Annotated in this window: 15 protein-coding genes; 9 read left to right on the forward strand and 6 right to left on the reverse strand. The window is 64.9% G+C overall.

What is annotated here, in order from left to right; translation table 11 throughout:
• Positions 1 to 8: 8 nt before the first annotated feature.
• Genes metG through AC097O_RS08615 form a run of 5 tightly spaced genes read right to left on the reverse strand, consistent with a single transcriptional unit; the run spans position 9 to position 5,578 of the window.
• The gene (metG, locus tag AC097O_RS08595; RefSeq protein WP_479592381.1) at positions 9 to 2,132 is read right to left on the reverse strand and encodes a methionine--tRNA ligase; all 2,124 of its coding nucleotides are present in this window, start codon (positions 2,130 to 2,132) and stop codon (positions 9 to 11) included.
• Positions 2,129 to 2,536 carry a putative toxin-antitoxin system toxin component, PIN family gene (locus AC097O_RS08600; RefSeq protein ID WP_479592382.1) on the reverse strand — a complete coding sequence of 136 codons (408 nt, stop codon included), beginning with the start codon at positions 2,534 to 2,536 and terminating at the stop codon, positions 2,129 to 2,131. The genes metG and AC097O_RS08600 overlap by 4 nt, the downstream gene beginning before the upstream one ends.
• Before the next feature lie 7 nt (positions 2,537 to 2,543).
• Entirely contained in the window at positions 2,544 to 2,846 is a 303-nt protein-coding gene (locus AC097O_RS08605) for a type II toxin-antitoxin system Phd/YefM family antitoxin (protein WP_479592383.1), read from the reverse strand.
• Positions 2,847 to 2,898: 52 nt separating this feature from the next.
• On the reverse strand, positions 2,899 to 4,104 hold the full coding sequence (locus tag AC097O_RS08610; protein WP_479592384.1) for a patatin-like phospholipase family protein: 1,206 nt from the start codon (positions 4,102 to 4,104) through the stop codon (positions 2,899 to 2,901).
• 7 nt (positions 4,105 to 4,111) lie between these two features.
• Positions 4,112 to 5,578, reverse strand: coding sequence for an aminotransferase-like domain-containing protein (locus tag AC097O_RS08615; RefSeq protein WP_479592402.1), 1,467 nt, complete (start codon positions 5,576 to 5,578; stop codon positions 4,112 to 4,114).
• 126 nt (positions 5,579 to 5,704) lie between these two features.
• On the opposite strand from AC097O_RS08615, the gene AC097O_RS08620 reads away from it, so the two are divergent.
• Positions 5,705 to 6,004: a DUF2917 domain-containing protein gene (locus AC097O_RS08620; protein WP_479592385.1), complete on the forward strand. Its 300-nt coding sequence runs from the start codon at positions 5,705 to 5,707 to the stop codon at positions 6,002 to 6,004.
• On the opposite strand, the gene AC097O_RS08625 is transcribed toward AC097O_RS08620, so the two are convergent.
• On the reverse strand, positions 6,005 to 6,889 hold the full coding sequence (locus AC097O_RS08625) for a LysR family transcriptional regulator (protein WP_479592386.1): 885 nt from the start codon (positions 6,887 to 6,889) through the stop codon (positions 6,005 to 6,007). It lies immediately after the preceding gene.
• A 96-nt stretch (positions 6,890 to 6,985) separates the two neighbouring features.
• Here AC097O_RS08625 and AC097O_RS08630 point away from each other — a divergent pair, with 96 nt between their 5' ends.
• From AC097O_RS08630 to AC097O_RS08665, 8 genes are all read left to right on the forward strand, one after another.
• Positions 6,986 to 7,678, forward strand: coding sequence for a Bax inhibitor-1/YccA family protein (locus AC097O_RS08630; RefSeq protein WP_479592387.1), 693 nt, complete (start codon positions 6,986 to 6,988; stop codon positions 7,676 to 7,678).
• Positions 7,679 to 7,723: 45 nt separating this feature from the next.
• On the forward strand, positions 7,724 to 8,815 hold the full coding sequence (gene apbC / locus AC097O_RS08635) for an iron-sulfur cluster carrier protein ApbC (protein ID WP_479592388.1): 1,092 nt from the start codon (positions 7,724 to 7,726) through the stop codon (positions 8,813 to 8,815).
• Between the two features lie 6 nt (positions 8,816 to 8,821).
• A complete protein-coding gene (locus tag AC097O_RS08640; RefSeq protein WP_479589225.1) occupies positions 8,822 to 9,739 on the forward strand; it encodes a LysR family transcriptional regulator in 918 nt (305 codons plus the stop codon).
• A gap of 193 nt (positions 9,740 to 9,932) precedes the next feature.
• Complete coding sequence (locus AC097O_RS08645) at positions 9,933 to 10,412, forward strand: formate dehydrogenase subunit gamma (RefSeq protein WP_479592389.1); 480 nt, start codon at positions 9,933 to 9,935, stop codon at positions 10,410 to 10,412.
• Positions 10,409 to 11,944, forward strand: a complete 1,536-nt coding sequence (locus AC097O_RS08650; protein WP_479592390.1) for a formate dehydrogenase beta subunit — start codon at positions 10,409 to 10,411, stop codon at positions 11,942 to 11,944. The genes AC097O_RS08645 and AC097O_RS08650 overlap by 4 nt, the downstream gene beginning before the upstream one ends.
• Before the next feature lie 71 nt (positions 11,945 to 12,015).
• Entirely contained in the window at positions 12,016 to 14,886 is a 2,871-nt protein-coding gene (gene fdhF, locus AC097O_RS08655; protein WP_479592391.1) for a formate dehydrogenase subunit alpha, read from the forward strand.
• Between the two features lie 3 nt (positions 14,887 to 14,889).
• Positions 14,890 to 15,717: a formate dehydrogenase accessory sulfurtransferase FdhD gene (fdhD, locus tag AC097O_RS08660; RefSeq protein WP_479592392.1), complete on the forward strand. Its 828-nt coding sequence runs from the start codon at positions 14,890 to 14,892 to the stop codon at positions 15,715 to 15,717.
• Entirely contained in the window at positions 15,714 to 15,950 is a 237-nt protein-coding gene (locus tag AC097O_RS08665) for a formate dehydrogenase subunit delta (RefSeq protein WP_479592393.1), read from the forward strand. The genes fdhD and AC097O_RS08665 overlap by 4 nt, the downstream gene beginning before the upstream one ends.
• Positions 15,951 to 16,190: the final 240 nt, after the last annotated feature.

Below are 16,190 nucleotides of genomic sequence, written 5' to 3' on the forward strand. Positions count from 1 at the left end.
CTGTGTGGTTAGCCGATGCGCATACCGGGTTGCGCGCCGGGGAAGGGCTCCAGCACGTAGATGCCCGGCTGGGCCTTTTCATCGGCGTGGCTGGCAGCAAGAACCATACCCTCGCTGATACCAAACTTCATCTTGCGCGGTGCCAGATTGGCCACCAGCACGGTGAGTTTGCCGATGAGTTGGTCGGGCTGGTAGTGGGCCGCGATGCCGCTGAAGACGTTGCGCATACGGCCTTCGCCCGCGTCCAGCGTCAGGCGCAGCAGCTTGGTGGAGCCCTCGACCGGCTCGCAGTTGACTATTCTTGCGATGCGCAAGTCGACCTTGGCGAAGTCGTCGATGGTGATGACGGGGGCGATGGACTCACCGCCGGGTACTACAGTTTCTGTAGCTGCTTGTGCTGGTTCTGTGGGCGCTGGGGGCTCAAACAATGCATCAAGCTGCTTGATATCCACGCGCTGCATCAGGTGTTGATAAGGTTGTATGGCATGGCCTGCTGGAAGGCAGGTTTTTGCATCATTCCATGTCAGTGGAGCGGCACTTAAGCCCAGCATTTTTTCTGCTTCAGTTGCGACACCTGGCAGTATTGGCTTCAGGTACAGGGTTAGTAAGCGGAAGCAATTGATTAGCACGCTACATACGATCTGGAGTTGTCCCGAGTCAGATTCGTTCTTAGCTAACACCCATGGCTTCTTCTCGTCGGCATATTGGTTCACTGCATCTGTTAGCGCCATGACTTCCCGGATAGCTCGGCTGTACTCCCGGTTTTCGTACGCCTCTTGAATTGAGGTCGCTGCCTGCATTAAGTCATCGATCAAGTTATCTATTGAGTCTTCACCGACGGCGGGTTTAGTGCCTCCAACTAAAAACATTGAAACCAATTGGCCGCTGAACTTTCTCGTCAGGAAACCCGCCGCCCGGCTGGCTATATTCACGTACTTGCCGATCAGGTCGCTGTTCACCCGGGCCATGAAGTCGTCGGCGTTGAAGTCGATGTCTTCGTTGCGGGCAGACAGCTTGGCGGCGATGTAGTAGCGCAGCCATTCGGGGTTCATGCCCAGGCCCAGGTATTTGAGCGGGTCCAGGCCGGTGCCGCGGCTCTTGCTCATCTTTTCGCCGTTGTTGACGGTCAAAAAGCCGTGCACAAAGATCGAATCCGGCGTTTTGCGGCCGCTGAACTTCAGCATGGCGGGCCAGAACAGGGTGTGGAAGGTGACGATGTCCTTGCCGATGAAGTGGTACTGCTCCAGCGTGGGCTGGGCCATGTAGGCCTCGAAGTCTTCGCCGCGTTTGTCGAGCAGGTTTTTCAGCGATGCCAGGTAGCCCACGGGCGCGTCCAGCCACACATAGAAGTATTTGCCGGGTGCGTCGGGGATTTCGATGCCGAAGTAGGGTGCGTCGCGGCTGATGTCCCAGTCGCCCAGGCCTTCGCTGGTGCTGCCGTCCGGGTTGGTGCGCACGGTGAACCATTCCTTGACCTTGTTGGCCACTTCAGGCTGCAGGCGGCCGTCTTGGGTCCAGCCCTCCAGAAACTCCACGCAGCGCGGGTCAGAGAGCTGGAAGAACAGGTGCTCCGAGCTCTTCAGCTCGGGCGTGGCCCCGGACAGGGTGGAGGTGGGGTTGATCAGGTCGGTGGGCGCATACACCGAGCCGCAGACTTCGCAGTTGTCGCCGTACTGGTCCTTGGCGTGGCACTTGGGGCACTCGCCCTTGATGAAGCGGTCCGGTAGAAACATGTTCTTGGCGGGGTCGAAGAACTGCTCGATCACCTTGCTGGAGATCAGCCCGTTCGCCTTCAGGTCGCGGTAGATCTGCTGCGCCAGCGCGTGGTTTTCGGGCGCGTCGGTGCTGTGCCAGTTGTCAAAAGCGATGTGGAAGCCGTCCAGGTAGGGCTTGCGCCCGGCGGCGATGTTGGCCACGAACTGCTGGGGCGTGATGCCCGCCTTTTCGGCCGCAATCATGATGGGCGCGCCGTGGGTGTCGTCGGCCCCGACGAAGTTAACGGCGTTGCCCTGCATGCGTTGGAACCGCACCCAGATGTCGGCCTGGATGTACTCCATGATGTGGCCGATGTGGAAGTTGCCGTTGGCGTAGGGCAGGGCGGTGGTGACGAAGAGTTGGCGGGGGGAGGTCATAAACGGTCTAGAAATTCGGGTACGGTGGCAATGGGGTACAGGTGTTTTAGAACCAGCAAGTCGTTGTCGCCGGTGACGAGGTAGCTGGCCTTGGCTTGCACCAACAGGGCCACCAGGTAGTCGTCTTTGGCATCGCGGCATACCGGCGGAAATGGGGGCGACAGCGGGAAAAAGGTGCAACGCGCATGCATTTCTTCGATCAGGCGTTGGGCCGTGGCGCTGCCACCCACAATGCGCGAAAAGATTTTAGGGCGCGACAGCACGTTGCCAATTTCTTCCAACTGCTGGGTACAGGTCAGCCATTCAAACCGGTGCGTTCGCCACAAGTGCAGCATCTCGGCTTGGCGGTTTTGCGGTTTGAATAGGGCTGACAGGACCGTATTGGTGTCCAGGATCAGATTCATGGGCTATTTATTTGGCTTCGGCCAGCCGTTTCGCATGGATTTCGGCACGGGCGGCCTGGACTTCGGTGTTGACCAATTCGTCCACCTCTGCCTCGGACAAGTCTTCGAAGCCTTTGGCCATTTCAGCCCACAGCCGCTCGAACTCGCCGCTGTCCTTGCGCCGCATGCGCTCGTAGGTATCCATATCGACCATCGCCGCCACGGGCTTGCCCGCTTTGGTGATGACGATGCTGTCGTGCCGGTACTGCACCTCGTTGAGCAACTCGCCCAGGTTTTGGCGCACGGTCATGGCGGTGGCTTCACGTTGCATGGTCAGACTCCTACAGTTGGGGTAATTCTATCAATTGACCCAATTGATGTGGTCACTGTGGGGTATTGGCCCAGCCAAAAAACCGGCACACCTCCGCCTGTTGCGCCAGCGCATCGGCATAGCCCAGCGCCATCAGCTCGCGGGTGAAGCTGGCTTCGAATAGCAGGTAGCTGGCCAGCGCCGAGCCCTTGGCGGCATCGGTGTGGGGGGCACCGCCCAGGCCGCCGAGCAGGGTGCGGATGGTGGGCGGCAGGCGGTGGGCGTGGCGGGCGGCGATGGTGTCGATGCGCTGCGAGGGGGCGATCAGCAGCAGATCGACCGGGCGCAGCGGGCTGTTGTGGCGCAGCTCGGGGGGTATCAGGGCCAGGGTGGTGTTGATGCGGTGCACCCGCTCCACGTCCACCGCCAGCGCGTCCAGAAAGATGCTGGACAGGGCGTGGCCCGCGATCTGCGCCAGCGAGGGGTAGCTGTCTGCCGCCAGGGTGGGGGCTTCGCCCTTGGGCTCCGCCATGCGCCCTGCGCCGATCACCAGGACCTTCTGTGCTCCTAAATGAATAGCGGCGGCCACCGGGGCGGATTGGCGCATGGAGCCGTCGCCAAAGTATTCCTGGTGGCCGTTCAAGGGCAGCGGCATGGCCGGAAACACGAAGGGAATGGCGGAAGAGGCCAGCAGATGCTCCAGCGTGAGCGGCTGGCGCAGGCCCTGGCGCTGGGTGCGGGTCCAGGGCTGCAAGGCCTCGCTGCCCTGGAAGAAGGTCATGTGCTCGCCCGAACTGTAGCTGGACGCGGTGACCGCCAGCGCCTGCACATGGCCCTGCGCGATGAGGCCGGGCAGGCGCTCCAGCGGCACCAGGTGCGCCAGCAGCTCGCGCAGGGGGCGGTTGTCCAGCAGGGAGCGGGGCTGTACTTTGCGCCACTTGGCCAGCATCCAGCCCACCGACAAAAGCGTGAGCCAGCGCGCGCCGCTGCGCATCACCCCGATGGGGTCGGTGCGGTAGACCTGGCTGGCCTCCATGTTTTGCCACACGCCCACAATGCGCCGCACTGCGGTGTCGAAGTCGTCCGCCCCACAGGCCAGAGCGGCGGCGTTCAGTGCGCCCGCCGAGGTGCCGGTGATGATGGGAAAAGGGTTGCCGGTGTCGCCTGCGCTGCAGGCCAGGCGCAGGTCGGCGATGGCTTCGAGCACGCCCACCTGGTAGGCGGCGCGGGCACCGCCGCCGGTAAGCAGGAGCGCGGTAGAGGGTTGGGTGTCTGGCATGGTGGCCTTATGCAAGCGTGCTACCGCGCTGGCGCAGTTGCTCCAGAGTGGTGGCCAGCCAGGCCAGCATGGCGGGGTCCTGGCTGGTGGCGATGTTGATGCCCATCCACGGGCTGGGGGTTTGCCGCAGCGAAAACAGCGCACCCGGGCGCAGCAGGTAGCCCGCGTCCAGCCCCAGGGCGGCCAGGTGGTTGGTGTCCACCCCGGTGTGGAACCAGCCCAGAAACCCGGCCTGCGGCTGGCAAAACGCCTGCAGCCCCAGGTCTTGCATGCGTTTGAAGGCGGGCTCGCGCAGGCTGTCCAGGGTGGCGTGCACGCGTTGGCAGTGCTTGCGGTAGCTGCCCTCGGTCAGGGCCTTGTAGACGATGCGTTCGTTGATCTCGGGGGTGGTCAGCGCGGTCAGCAGCTTGTGGGTGGTCAGGGTGTCCACCAGCTCGGCCGGGCCCGCCAGGTAGCCCACGCGGATATTGGGCGCGAGCATCTTGGAATAGCTGTTCACGTAGACCACCCGGCGCAGCTGGTCCAGGCTGGCCAGCCGGGTCACGGCCATGCCCTGGGGCAGAAAGTCGGAGTAAATATCGTCTTCGATGACCAGGATGTCGTGGGCCTCGGCCAGCCGCAAGATCTGGTAGGCCGTGGCCGCACTCAGCAGGGTGCCGGTGGGGTTGTGCAGTACGGGGTTGAGGAACATCAGCTTGGGTTTGTGCTGCTCCACCAGCGCGGTCAGGGCCTGCACGTCCAGCCCTTGCGGGGTGTAGGGCACGCCCACCACCTCCACGCCGCGCAGCCACAGCAGTGGATTGCACCAGCCGGGTTCGCCCACCAGCACGGTGTCGCCCGGGCGCAGCAGCATGCGAAACACCAGGTCGATGGCCTGGGCCGCGCCGGTGGTGGTGAGAATTTGCGACGGGTGGGCCTCGATGTCGCGCTCTGCCAGCGTACGCTGGATTTGCGCCCGCAGCGGCGCGTAGCCCTGGGCCGACGCGCCCTGGGCCAACTGCTGGCTGGTGCTGTGGTTGGCCAGTGCCCGCAGGCCCAGCTTGAGCAGGTCGCCGCCGCAAATGTCGGGCGGCAGATAGCCCGAACCCGGCGACAGGTGGGCCGGAATGCCGCTGGTCATGTTGCGCACCATCCAGCCCATGTTGATGGGCTGCTGCGGCTTGGTGCGGGCCGGGGAAGATTTGGCACGGGTGCTGGCCGGAGCAGCAGCCTCGCGCACAAAAAACCCCGCCCCGCGTCGCGCCAGCAGATGCCCGCGCGCCACCAGCCGCTCGTAGGCGGCGACCACGGTAAAGCGCGACACCCCGCGCTCCTGCGCCAGCTCCCGCACCGAGGGCATGCGCATACCGGGGCGAAACACCTGCTGCTGGATGCGCTGCTCGGCCCACTGCACCAGCTGGTCTACCAGGGTGGTCTGCGCGCCCAGGGTGGCGCTTTGGTCTGCAGTGATCGTGGCGGTAGGCATGGACTGTATTGGTGGGATTAGCAGGCCAGTGGCAGCATGTATTCGGTTAACTGTATTGGTACTGTACAGGTAGCAAGATTACAGTGAATACCACTCCACCACAAGCCGTGGTGGGGGATTTTTCAGGAGACGGCGATGGTCAGAATTGAACATTTCGAACTGCGCACACCGGACGTGGTGGCGCTGCGTTTGCCTGCCGGTGCAGTGCTGCGCGTCAGCACCGGCCGCCTGTGGTTGACCCAGGATGGCCGCAGCGAAGACGTGTGGCTACAGGCCCACGGCAGTTGGACCGCACCGCAGGTGGTCAGCGTGCGGCTGAGCGCCGAGCCGTCGGTGGACTTTCAGATTGCGCAGCCTGCGGCGGTACGCCGGGCCTCGCGCGTCCGCTTGGTGCGGGTTGCGCCCAATATGGCCGGGGCGATGGGCGCTGCCTGATCAGGTTTTACCGGGCAGCAGCCGCTGCACCAGCGGGTGCTGAACTTTCTTCTCGGTGCCGATGGCGTAGAAGCGCTCTTCCACGCCGTCACACGGGGCGATGTAGGTCACGCCGTAGCGGGCGGTGAGTTGCTCGTGCACCCATTCGGCGGCCGCAAATACGCCCATGCCGCCCGCGCCAAAGGTGACCAGCAAGGCGCTGTCCTCGAATTCGCCCACGATGTTGGGTTTGACCCCCACCCGCTCAAACCACTGGTCCAGGCGGGGCCGCACCGCCGCGTGGGTGGTGGGCAGCAGCACGGGCACGCGGGCCAGCGAGCGGGGGAAGTCCTGCTGCACCGCCTCTGCCAGGTGCGGGGGGGCATACCAGGCCATCGCCGATGACCCCAGCGAGTGGCTGTACACCTTGATGTTGGGGTTGGGGGCGGCGGGGCGGTCGGCCAGCACCACGTCCAGCCGGTGCAGGGCCAGGTCGCCCAGCAGGTCGTCAAACTCGTCTTCGTGGCACAGCAGGCGCAGGTGCGGCTCGGGCATTACCGGCTGCAGCAGGCGGTGCACCACCAGCTTGGGCAAACCTTCGGAGATGCCCACCGCCAGTCGCACCGACGGCGCGCTCACGGCATCGTGCACCACGCTGGGCAGCTCTTCGCCCAGCTGGAAGATCAAATCGGCCTGGCGCATGGCGGCCACCCCGGCCTCGGTCAGCACCAGGCCACGCCCCACGGGTTTGAGCAGGGTCACGCCCAGCGAACGCTCCAATTCGCGCACCTGGGTGCTCACGGTTTGCACCGCCATTCCCAGGCGGTCGGCTGCGCGGGCCATGCCGCCTTCGCGGGCAACAACCCAGAAGTAATGCAGGTGGCGGTAGCTAAAGGGCTCTGTCATTGTCAACTTTTAAGAGAGTAATACTTCACGATTCTCTGCTTTTTTGGAAGTGGATGCGCGCGTATGGTTGGGCCATCTGTCACTCAGGAGCAATCCATGGAACATATTTCCCCTTCCGGTCGCCCGGACGCACCGCTGATCACCCAGGCCCCCTCTACGCTGCCCACCGCCGCCCACCGGGTGCTGCGCAACACCTATGCGCTGCTGTCGATGACGCTGCTGTTCAGTGCCGCCGTGGCCACCGCTGGCATCGTGCTGCAAGCCCCGGCCCCCGGTCTGATCGTGATGCTGGTGGGCATGTTTGGCCTGCTGTTCGCGGTCAATAAGCTCAAAAACAGCGGCTGGGCGATTCCGGCCGTGTTTGCCTTTACCGGCTTCATGGGTTACACGCTGGGCCCCATCGTGGCGCGTTCGCTGTCCCTGCCCGGTGGCGCACAGGTGGTGATGCTGGCGCTGGCCGCCACGGGTGCCACCTTCCTGGCCTTGTCGGCCTGGGCGGTCACGTCCAAGCGCGACTTCAGCTTCATGGTGGGCTTTTTGTTTGCCGGCATGGTGATTGCGATCCTGGCCGGTCTGGCCGCCGTGTTCCTGGAAATCCCCGCCCTGAGCCTGGCCGTGTCGGCCATGGTGGCCTTGCTGTCGGCCGGTTTGATCCTGATGGACACCAGCCGCATCGTCAACGGCGGTGAAACCAACTACGTGATGGCCACGGTGGGCCTGTATTTGTCGATCTTCAACCTGTTCACCAGCTTGATGAGCTTGTTTGGCATGGGCGGTAGCGACGACTGAGACTGTGCAGGGAGGGAATAGACTACCGGATACCTTGGAGTTTTTATGTCCCTTTCTGAACAGCAGGTGCTGGGCGCGGTCAAAAGCGTCATGGATCCCAACACCGGCACCGATTTCGTATCCACCAAAGCCATCCGCGGCCTGAGCGTGCAGGGGGCCGATGTTTCCTTCGGCATCGAGCTGGGCTACCCCGCCCAAAGCCAGCACGCCGCGCTAAAGGCCGCGCTGGTCGCCGCCGTGCAGGCCCTGCCCGGCGTGGGCCAGGTCAGCGTCAACATCACCACCAAAATCTCCGCCCACGCCGTACAGCGTGGCGTGCAGCTTCTGCCGGGTGTGAAGAACATCGTGGCCGTGGCTTCTGGCAAGGGCGGCGTGGGCAAGAGCACCACCGCCGTGAACCTGGCGCTGGCGCTGGCGGCAGAAGGGGCCCGCGTGGGCCTGCTGGATGCCGACATCTACGGCCCCAGCCTGCCCATGATGCTGGGCATCCAGGGCAAGCCCGAGAGCCTGGATGGCAAGAACATGGAGCCCATGCAAAACCACGGCGTGCAGGCCATGTCGATTGGTTTCTTGGTGGACCAGGACCAGGCCATGGTCTGGCGCGGCCCCATGGCCACCCAGGCACTGGAGCAGTTGCTGCGCCAAACCAACTGGAAAGACCTGGACTACCTGGTCGTAGACATGCCGCCCGGCACCGGCGACATCCAGCTCACCCTGAGCCAGCGCGTGCCCATGACCGGCGCGGTCATCGTCACCACACCGCAGGACATTGCCCTGCTGGATGCGCGCAAAGGCATCAAGATGTTTGAAAAGGTCGGCGTGCCGATCCTGGGTATTGTGGAAAACATGGCGGTGCACGTGTGCACTAACTGCGGCCACGTGGAGCACATTTTCGGGGCCGATGGCGGCAAGAAGATGGCGATTGAGTTCGGCATGGACTACCTGGGTGCCTTGCCGCTGAACCTGCAGATCCGTGTGCAGGCCGACGGAGGCCAGCCCACCGTGGTGGCCGAGCCGGACGGCGAGATTGCCGCCCTGTACAAGGCCATTGCCCGCCAGGTGGCGGTGTCGATTGCGGGCAAAAACAAGGATTTCTCGTCGAAATTCCCCACCATCTCCATCAGCAAAGACACCTAAGCCGCCATGAATCTCATGGCCGCCATGCGCTACTTCTCGGCGCTGCACGAGCACAAGCACTTTGGCCGTGCGGCCCAGGCCTGCCACATCACCCAGCCCGCGCTGTCCAACGCGCTCAAGGCGCTGGAGGACGAGTTTGGCGTGGTCATCGTGCGCCGGGGCCGCAGCTACGAAGGCCTGACCCCCGAGGGCGAACAGGTCTTGCTGGCCGCGCACCGCATGTTGCACGAGCACGAGGTGCTGCAGCAGGCGCTGCAAAGCGATGCAGACCACCCCCGGGGCCGCCTGCGGCTGGGCGCGATACCCACCGCCATGCCCCGACTGTCGCGCTTTGCCGCCTTGTTGCAGGCCCGGCACCCGGGCATCCAGCCGGTGGTGCTGTCGCTGAGTTCGCTGGAGCTGGAGACGCGGCTGGACGATTTGTCGCTGGACCTGGCCCTGGGCTACACCGACCGCATGCACCAGCGCGCCGTGAAGCTGCAGGCCTGGCCGCAGTACACCGAAACCTATTTTTTGCTGCGCCGCGCGGCCCAGCCCCACCCCGACGGCCTGCAAGTGCGTGAACCCGTGCGCTGGCAGAGCCTGGCTGGGGTGCCGCTGTGCCTGCTGAGCCCCGAGATGCACAACCGCAGCATCATGGACGCAGCCTTTGCCGCAGCGGGCATCCAGGTGGTGCCCGCCATCGAGACGAATTCGGTCTTTTCGCTGGTGCTGAGCGTGGTGGACGGCAGCGTGTGCAGCGTGCTGCCCGGCGGCCTGCTGGCTGCCGTGCGCGCCTACCGCGAACTGGAGGCGTTGCCGCTGGTGGAGCCTGATGTGCGCACCCCCATCGGCTTCATGGCCCCGGCGGCGGTGCGCCCCTCGCGTGCGCTGCAGGCGGCCCTGGTGCTGGCCGAGTCATCCGATTGGCTGCAGCTCGGTTAATATTAAATTGATAGCTGCTTGCGCTTATGGAATAAGCGCTAGAGGCAGATTTGATGCATAACTTTATGTGCTGCTGCATTGCAGCATTCGCCGATTGAATCGCCGCATGTAGAAATTCCATTGGACCTGTCCCCGGTCTGGCGGGACACTCTTCTGCTGTACCCACCACAAGAGCGCCCAGCGCCAGCCCCACATGCCCTCTGAATCCACCCTCGAGACGGTGCAGACCATCACCGCCGCCCACCAGCACCTGCCCGGCGCGCTCATGCCCATCCTGCACGCGGTGCAAGATGCGCTGGGCTACATCCCCGCCGATGCCGTGCCCAGCATCGCCAACGCGCTGAACCTGTCCACCGCCGAGGTGCATGGCGTGGTCACCTACTACCACCACTTCCGCTCCCAGCCTGCGGGCCAGCACGTGGTGCAGATCTGCCGTGCCGAGTCCTGTCAGTCCATGGGGGCCGAGCAGCTCTGGGCCCACGCCTGCCTGCGGCTGGGTCTGAGCGGCGACCACCCCGGTACCACGGCCGACGGCGCGGTGACGCTGGAGCCGGTGTACTGCCTGGGCTTGTGCTCCTCGTCCCCGGCCATGGTGGTGGATGCCAAGCTGCATGCGCGCATGAGCGTCCCCAAATTTGACCGCCTGATCGCCCAGGCCCGGAGCGCAGCATGATCATTTACATCCCCTGTGATTCCGCCTCGCTGGCCGTCGGTGCCGACGAAGTCGCCCTGGCCCTGCAGGCCGAAGCCGACCGGCGTGGCCTGGCCATCGAGCTGCGCCGCAACAGCTCGCGCGGCCTGTTCTGGCTGGAGCCCCTGGTCGAGGTGGTTACGCCTGCAGGCCGTATCGCCTTTGGCCCGGTGGCCGTGGAAGACGTGGCCAGCCTGTTCGATGCCGATTGGTCTGCCAGCCATTCGCTGCACCTGGGCCGCCCGGAAGACATGCCCTACCTGCAAAAGCAGGAGCGCCTCACCTTCGCCCGTATGGGTATCACCCGTCCCCTGTCGCTGGCCGACTACGAGGCGCATGAGGGCTTTGCCGGTCTGCGCAAAGCCCTGCAATTGCCCCCCACCGAGGTGGTGCAGCAGGTGCTGGACTCGGGCCTGCGGGGCCGGGGCGGCGCGGCCTTTCCGGCGGGCATCAAATGGAAGACCGTGGCTGCCGCGCAAGCCACGCAAGCCACGCAAAAGTACATCGTCTGCAACGCCGACGAGGGCGATTCGGGCACCTACTCGGACCGCATGACCATGGAGGGCGATCCCTTCATGCTCATCGAGGGCATGGCCATTGCGGCAGTGGCCACCGGGGCCACGCAAGGCTATGTCTATATCCGCTCCGAGTACCCGCACGCCGTGGCCACGATGCGCAGCGCGATCGAATTGGCCACCGCCGCAGGCTTTCTGGGCGAGCACATGCTGGGCAGCGCGCACAGCTTCCATCTGCATGTGCGCATGGCCGCCGGGGCCTATGTGTGCGGCGAAGAAACCGCCATGCTGGAGAGCCTGGAGGGCAAGCGCGGCATCGTGCGCGCCAAGCCGCCGCTGCCCGCGCTCAGCGGCCTGTTTGGCAAGCCCACGGTCATCAACAACGTGATCACCCTGGCATCCGTGCCCATCATCCTGGCGCGCGGCGCGGCCTTCTACCGCAATTTTGGCGTGGGCCGCTCGCACGGCACCTTGCCCATCCAGCTGGCGGGCAATATCAAACACGGTGGCCTGGTCGAAAAGGCCTTTGGCGTAACCCTGCGCGAGCTGATGTATGACTTTGGCGGGGGCTCGGCCAGTGGCCGCCCTATCAAGGCGGTGCAGGTGGGCGGGCCACTGGGCGCGTACGTGCCCGAATCGCAGTGGGACATTCCGCTGGACTACGAGGCCTATGCAGCGGTAGGCGCGGTGGTGGGCCACGGCGGCATTGTGGTGCACGACGACCGGGCCAACATGGCGCGGCTGGCCCGCTATGCCATGGAATTCTGTGCCATCGAGTCCTGCGGCAAGTGCACGCCCTGCCGCATTGGCTCGACCCGTGGCGTGGAGGTGATTGACCGCATCCGCGACGGTGCCAACCGGCCCCAGCAGGTCCAGCTTTTGCGCGACCTGTGCGACACCATGGTCCACGGCTCGCTGTGCGCCATGGGCGGCATGACGCCGTTCCCGGTGCTGTCGGCACTGAACCACTACCCCCAAGACTTCGGTCTGCCCGTTTAACTTGAAACAACTTTCATGGCTCGGCATGCTCTGCAACCGAGTCCATGAAAGTTAGGCCCCTGGAGCACGCCATGCACACCCATACAGAAATTGACTTCGGCACCCCCCTGCGCACCTCCGCCCAAGAGGTCACGCTGGAGATCGACGGCGAATCCGTCACCGTGCCTGCGGGCACCTTGCTGATGCGGGCGGCGGTGGACGCGGGCATCAACGTGCCCAAGCTCTGCGCCACCGACAGCCTGGAGCCGTTTGGCTCCTGCCGCCTGTGCCTGGTGGAAGTGGAGGGCCGCAAGGGCTATCCGGCCTCGTGCACCACCCTGGTCGAGCAAGGCATGCAGGTGCGCACCCAAAGCCCCAAGCTGCAAGAGCTGCGCAAGGGCGTGATGGAGCTGTACATCTCTGACCACCCCCTCGATTGCCTGACCTGCGCCGCCAACGGCGACTGCGAGCTGCAGGACATGGCGGGCGTGACCGGCCTGCGCGAAGTGCGCTACGGCATGGAGGGTGCCAACCACTTCCACGCCAAGAAGGACGAGTCCAACCCGTACTTCACCTACGATCCGGCCAAGTGCATAGTCTGCAACCGCTGCGTGCGCGCCTGCGAAGAAACCCAGGGCACGTTTGCGCTGACGATTTCGGGCCGGGGCTTCGAGTCCCGCGTGTCGGCAGGGCAAGACCAGCCGTTCATGGAATCCGACTGCGTGAGCTGCGGTGCCTGCGTCTCGGCCTGCCCCACCGCCACCTTGACGGAGAAGACCGTCATCATGATGGGCCAGCCCGAGCACAGCAAGATCACCACCTGCGCCTACTGCGGCGTGGGCTGCGCCTTCAAGGCCGAGATGAAGGGCAACGAGGTCGTGCGCATGGTGCCGTGGAAAGACGGCAAGGCCAACGATGGCCACTCGTGCGTCAAAGGCCGCTTCGCCTGGGGCTACGCCACCCACAAAGACCGCATCACCACCCCGATGATCCGCAAGAGCATCACCGACCCCTGGCAGGTGGTGGGCTGGGACGAAGCCATTGGCTACGCCGCCAGCGAGTTCCGCCGCATCCAGGCCAAACACGGGCGCGACTCCATCGGCGGCATCACCTCGTCGCGCTGCACCAACGAAGAAACCTACCTGGTGCAAAAGCTGGTGCGCGCCGCCTTTGGCAACAACAACGTGGACACCTGCGCCCGCGTCTGCCATTCGCCTACCGGCTATGGCCTGGGCCAGACCTTTGGCACCTCGGCGGGCACCCAGACCTTCAAGTCGGTGGAGCAGGCCGACGTGATCATGGTCATCGGTGCCAACCCCACCGACGGCCACCCGGTGTTTGCCTCGCGCATGAAAAAACGCCTGCGCGAAGGTGCCAAGCTGATCATCATCGACCCGCGCACCATCGACATGGTGCGTTCGCCCCACGTGCAGGCCGACTACCACCTCAAGCTCAGGCCCGGCACCAACGTGGCGGTGATCTCTGCCCTGGCCCACGTGGTGGTGACCGAGGGCCTGCTGGCCAGCGCCTACATTGCCGAGCGCTGCGACGACAAGTCCTTCCAGCAGTGGCGCGACTTTGTGGCCAAGCCCGAGAACTCGCCCGAAGCGCTGGAGCAGGTCACCGGCGTGCCCGCTGCCGACATGCGCGCTGCCGCCCGCCTGTACGCCACCGGCGGCAACGCGGCCATCTACTACGGCCTGGGTGTCACCGAGCATTCCCAGGGCTCCACCATGGTGATGGGCATTGCCAACCTGGCCATGGCCACCGGCAATGTGGGCCGCGAAGGCGTGGGCGTGAACCCGCTGCGCGGCCAGAACAATGTGCAGGGCGCGTGCGACATGGGCTCGTTCCCGCACGAGCTGCCCGGCTACCGCCATATCTCCGACTCCACCGTGCGCGGTGAATTCGAGGCCGCCTGGGGCGTGTCGCTGCAGGCCGAACCCGGCTTGCGCATCCCCAACATGTTCGAGGCCGCGCTGGCCGGCAGCTTCATGGGCCTGTACTGCGAAGGCGAGGACATCGTGCAGTCCGACCCCAACACCCAGCACGTGGTGGCGGCCTTGTCGGGCATGGAATGCATCGTGGTGCAAGACATCTTTTTGAACGAAACCGCCAAGTACGCCCACGTGTTCCTGCCCGGCGCGTCCTTCCTGGAAAAAGACGGCACCTTCACCAACGCCGAGCGCCGCATCTCCCGCGTGCGCAAGGTCATGCCGCCCAAGGCCGGGCTGGCCGACTGGGAAGTTACCGTCAAGTTGGCCAACGCCCTGGGCTACCCCATGGCCTACAAGCACCCGCGCGACATCATGGCCGAGATCGCCTCGCTCACCCCCACCTTCCGCGGTGTGAGCTACGAGAAGATCGACCAGCACGGCAGCGTGCAGTGGCCTTGCAACGAAGACACATCCGAGCTGGGCACCGAGACCATGCACCAAGACCAGTTTGTGCGCGGCAAGGGCAAGTTCATCATCACCCAATACGTGGCCACCGAAGAAAAGGTCACCCGCAAGTTCCCGCTGCTGCTGACCACCGGGCGCATCCTGTCGCAGTACAACGTGGGCGCGCAAACCCGCCGTACCGAAAACGTCCAGTGGCACAGCGAAGACCGGCTGGAAATCCACCCGCACGACGCAGAAGAGCGCGGCATCAAGCCGGACGACTGGGTGGGCATCCAAAGCCGCGCGGGCACCACGGTGCTGCGCGCGTTGGTCACCGAGCGCATGCAGCCCGGCGTGGTCTACACCACCTTCCACTTCCCCGAGTCGGGCGCCAACGTTATCACCACCGACAACTCCGACTGGGCCACCAACTGCCCCGAGTACAAGGTCACCGCCGTGCAGGTGATGCCGGTGGCGCAGCCGTCCGAATGGCAAAAGTCCTACGCGCAGTTCAACCAGAAGCAGCTCGATTTGCTGCAGGCGGCATCCACGGCTCCTGTACTGGCCGACGCGATCAAGTAAGCCATGCAGCGCGAGTCCGCCCCCCACATCCCCGGTGGCCGCCCCGCCGCCGTGGTGGGCGTGCGTGCGGGCAAGGTGTTTGCCGCCACCGACTGGGTGGCCGATGAGGTGGCCGTGGCGCTGGAGTACAACGGCATCTCGCACGCGGTGATGATGGCCACCCCGGCTGACCTGGAAGACTTTGCGCGCGGCTTCTCGCTCACCGAGGGCATCGTCGACACGGTGGACCAGATCCGTGGCATCGAGCTGGTGGAGTCATCGCTGGGCCACACGCTGCAGATCGAGATTGCCGCCGCCTGCTTCGCCCGACTGAAAGACCGCCGCCGCAGCCTCACAGGCCGCACCGGCTGCGGCCTGTGCGGCACCGACAGCCTGGCCCACGCCGTGCGCCGTCCCGCGCCGGTAAGCCCTCAGACCTTTCAGATCAGCGCCGTGGCCCGCGCCTTGGCCGCCCTGCGCAGCCAGCAGCACCTGCTGGATGCCACCGGTGCCACCCATGCCGCCGCCTGGTGCCATGCCGATGGCAGCATCGCCCTGGTGCGTGAGGACGTGGGCCGCCACAACGCGCTGGACAAGCTGGTCGGCGCGTTGCCGTTGGCGGGCCTGAACGCCCCCAGCGGCTTCATCGTCGTCACCAGCCGCGCCAGCTTCGAGATGGTGCAAAAAGCCGCCTGCGCCGGGGTCGCCCTGCTGGCCGCCATCTCCGGCGTGACCGCCCTGGCGATCGACGTGGCCCAGGCCGCAGGCATCACCTTGTTAGGCTTTGCCCGTGGCAACAACGCCAGCGTCTACAGCCACCCCGAACAGATCACCTTGGACCCCACCCCATGAACGCCGACAACCTCATCCACATGGCCAACCAGATTGGCGACTTCTTCCAGACCATGCCTGATCGCGATGAAGCCCTGGACGACCTCGCCAACCACATCCGCAAGTTCTGGGAACCCCGCATGCGCCGCGCCCTGCTGGCCGCCCTGGACACCGAAGAGGCCCAAGGCATGCACGATATCGTCCAGGCCGCGCTGCGCAAGCACCGGGCGGATTTGCAGCCTGCTACGAATTAAGTAGCTGCTCGTGCCGATGGAATGGGCGGTAAAGGCCGATTAGGCTTAGAGCGGCGGTAGCCAATGGGGGGCGGATCCCAATTGCGCGAAGGTTGCTGGAGGTGTGAGCACGGTGTACCCCGCATTTGGGCTCCGACCCTCATGGCACTAGGATAAGCCCCGCCGCATGCGAATCGCCGCTCTGGCTGCTGTGCGAGGCACGTTCAGCAGCGGCAACGGTTTGAGTCTTCGCTTCTTAGC

The organism is Rhodoferax sp. LS1P39 (genome assembly GCF_056521425.1).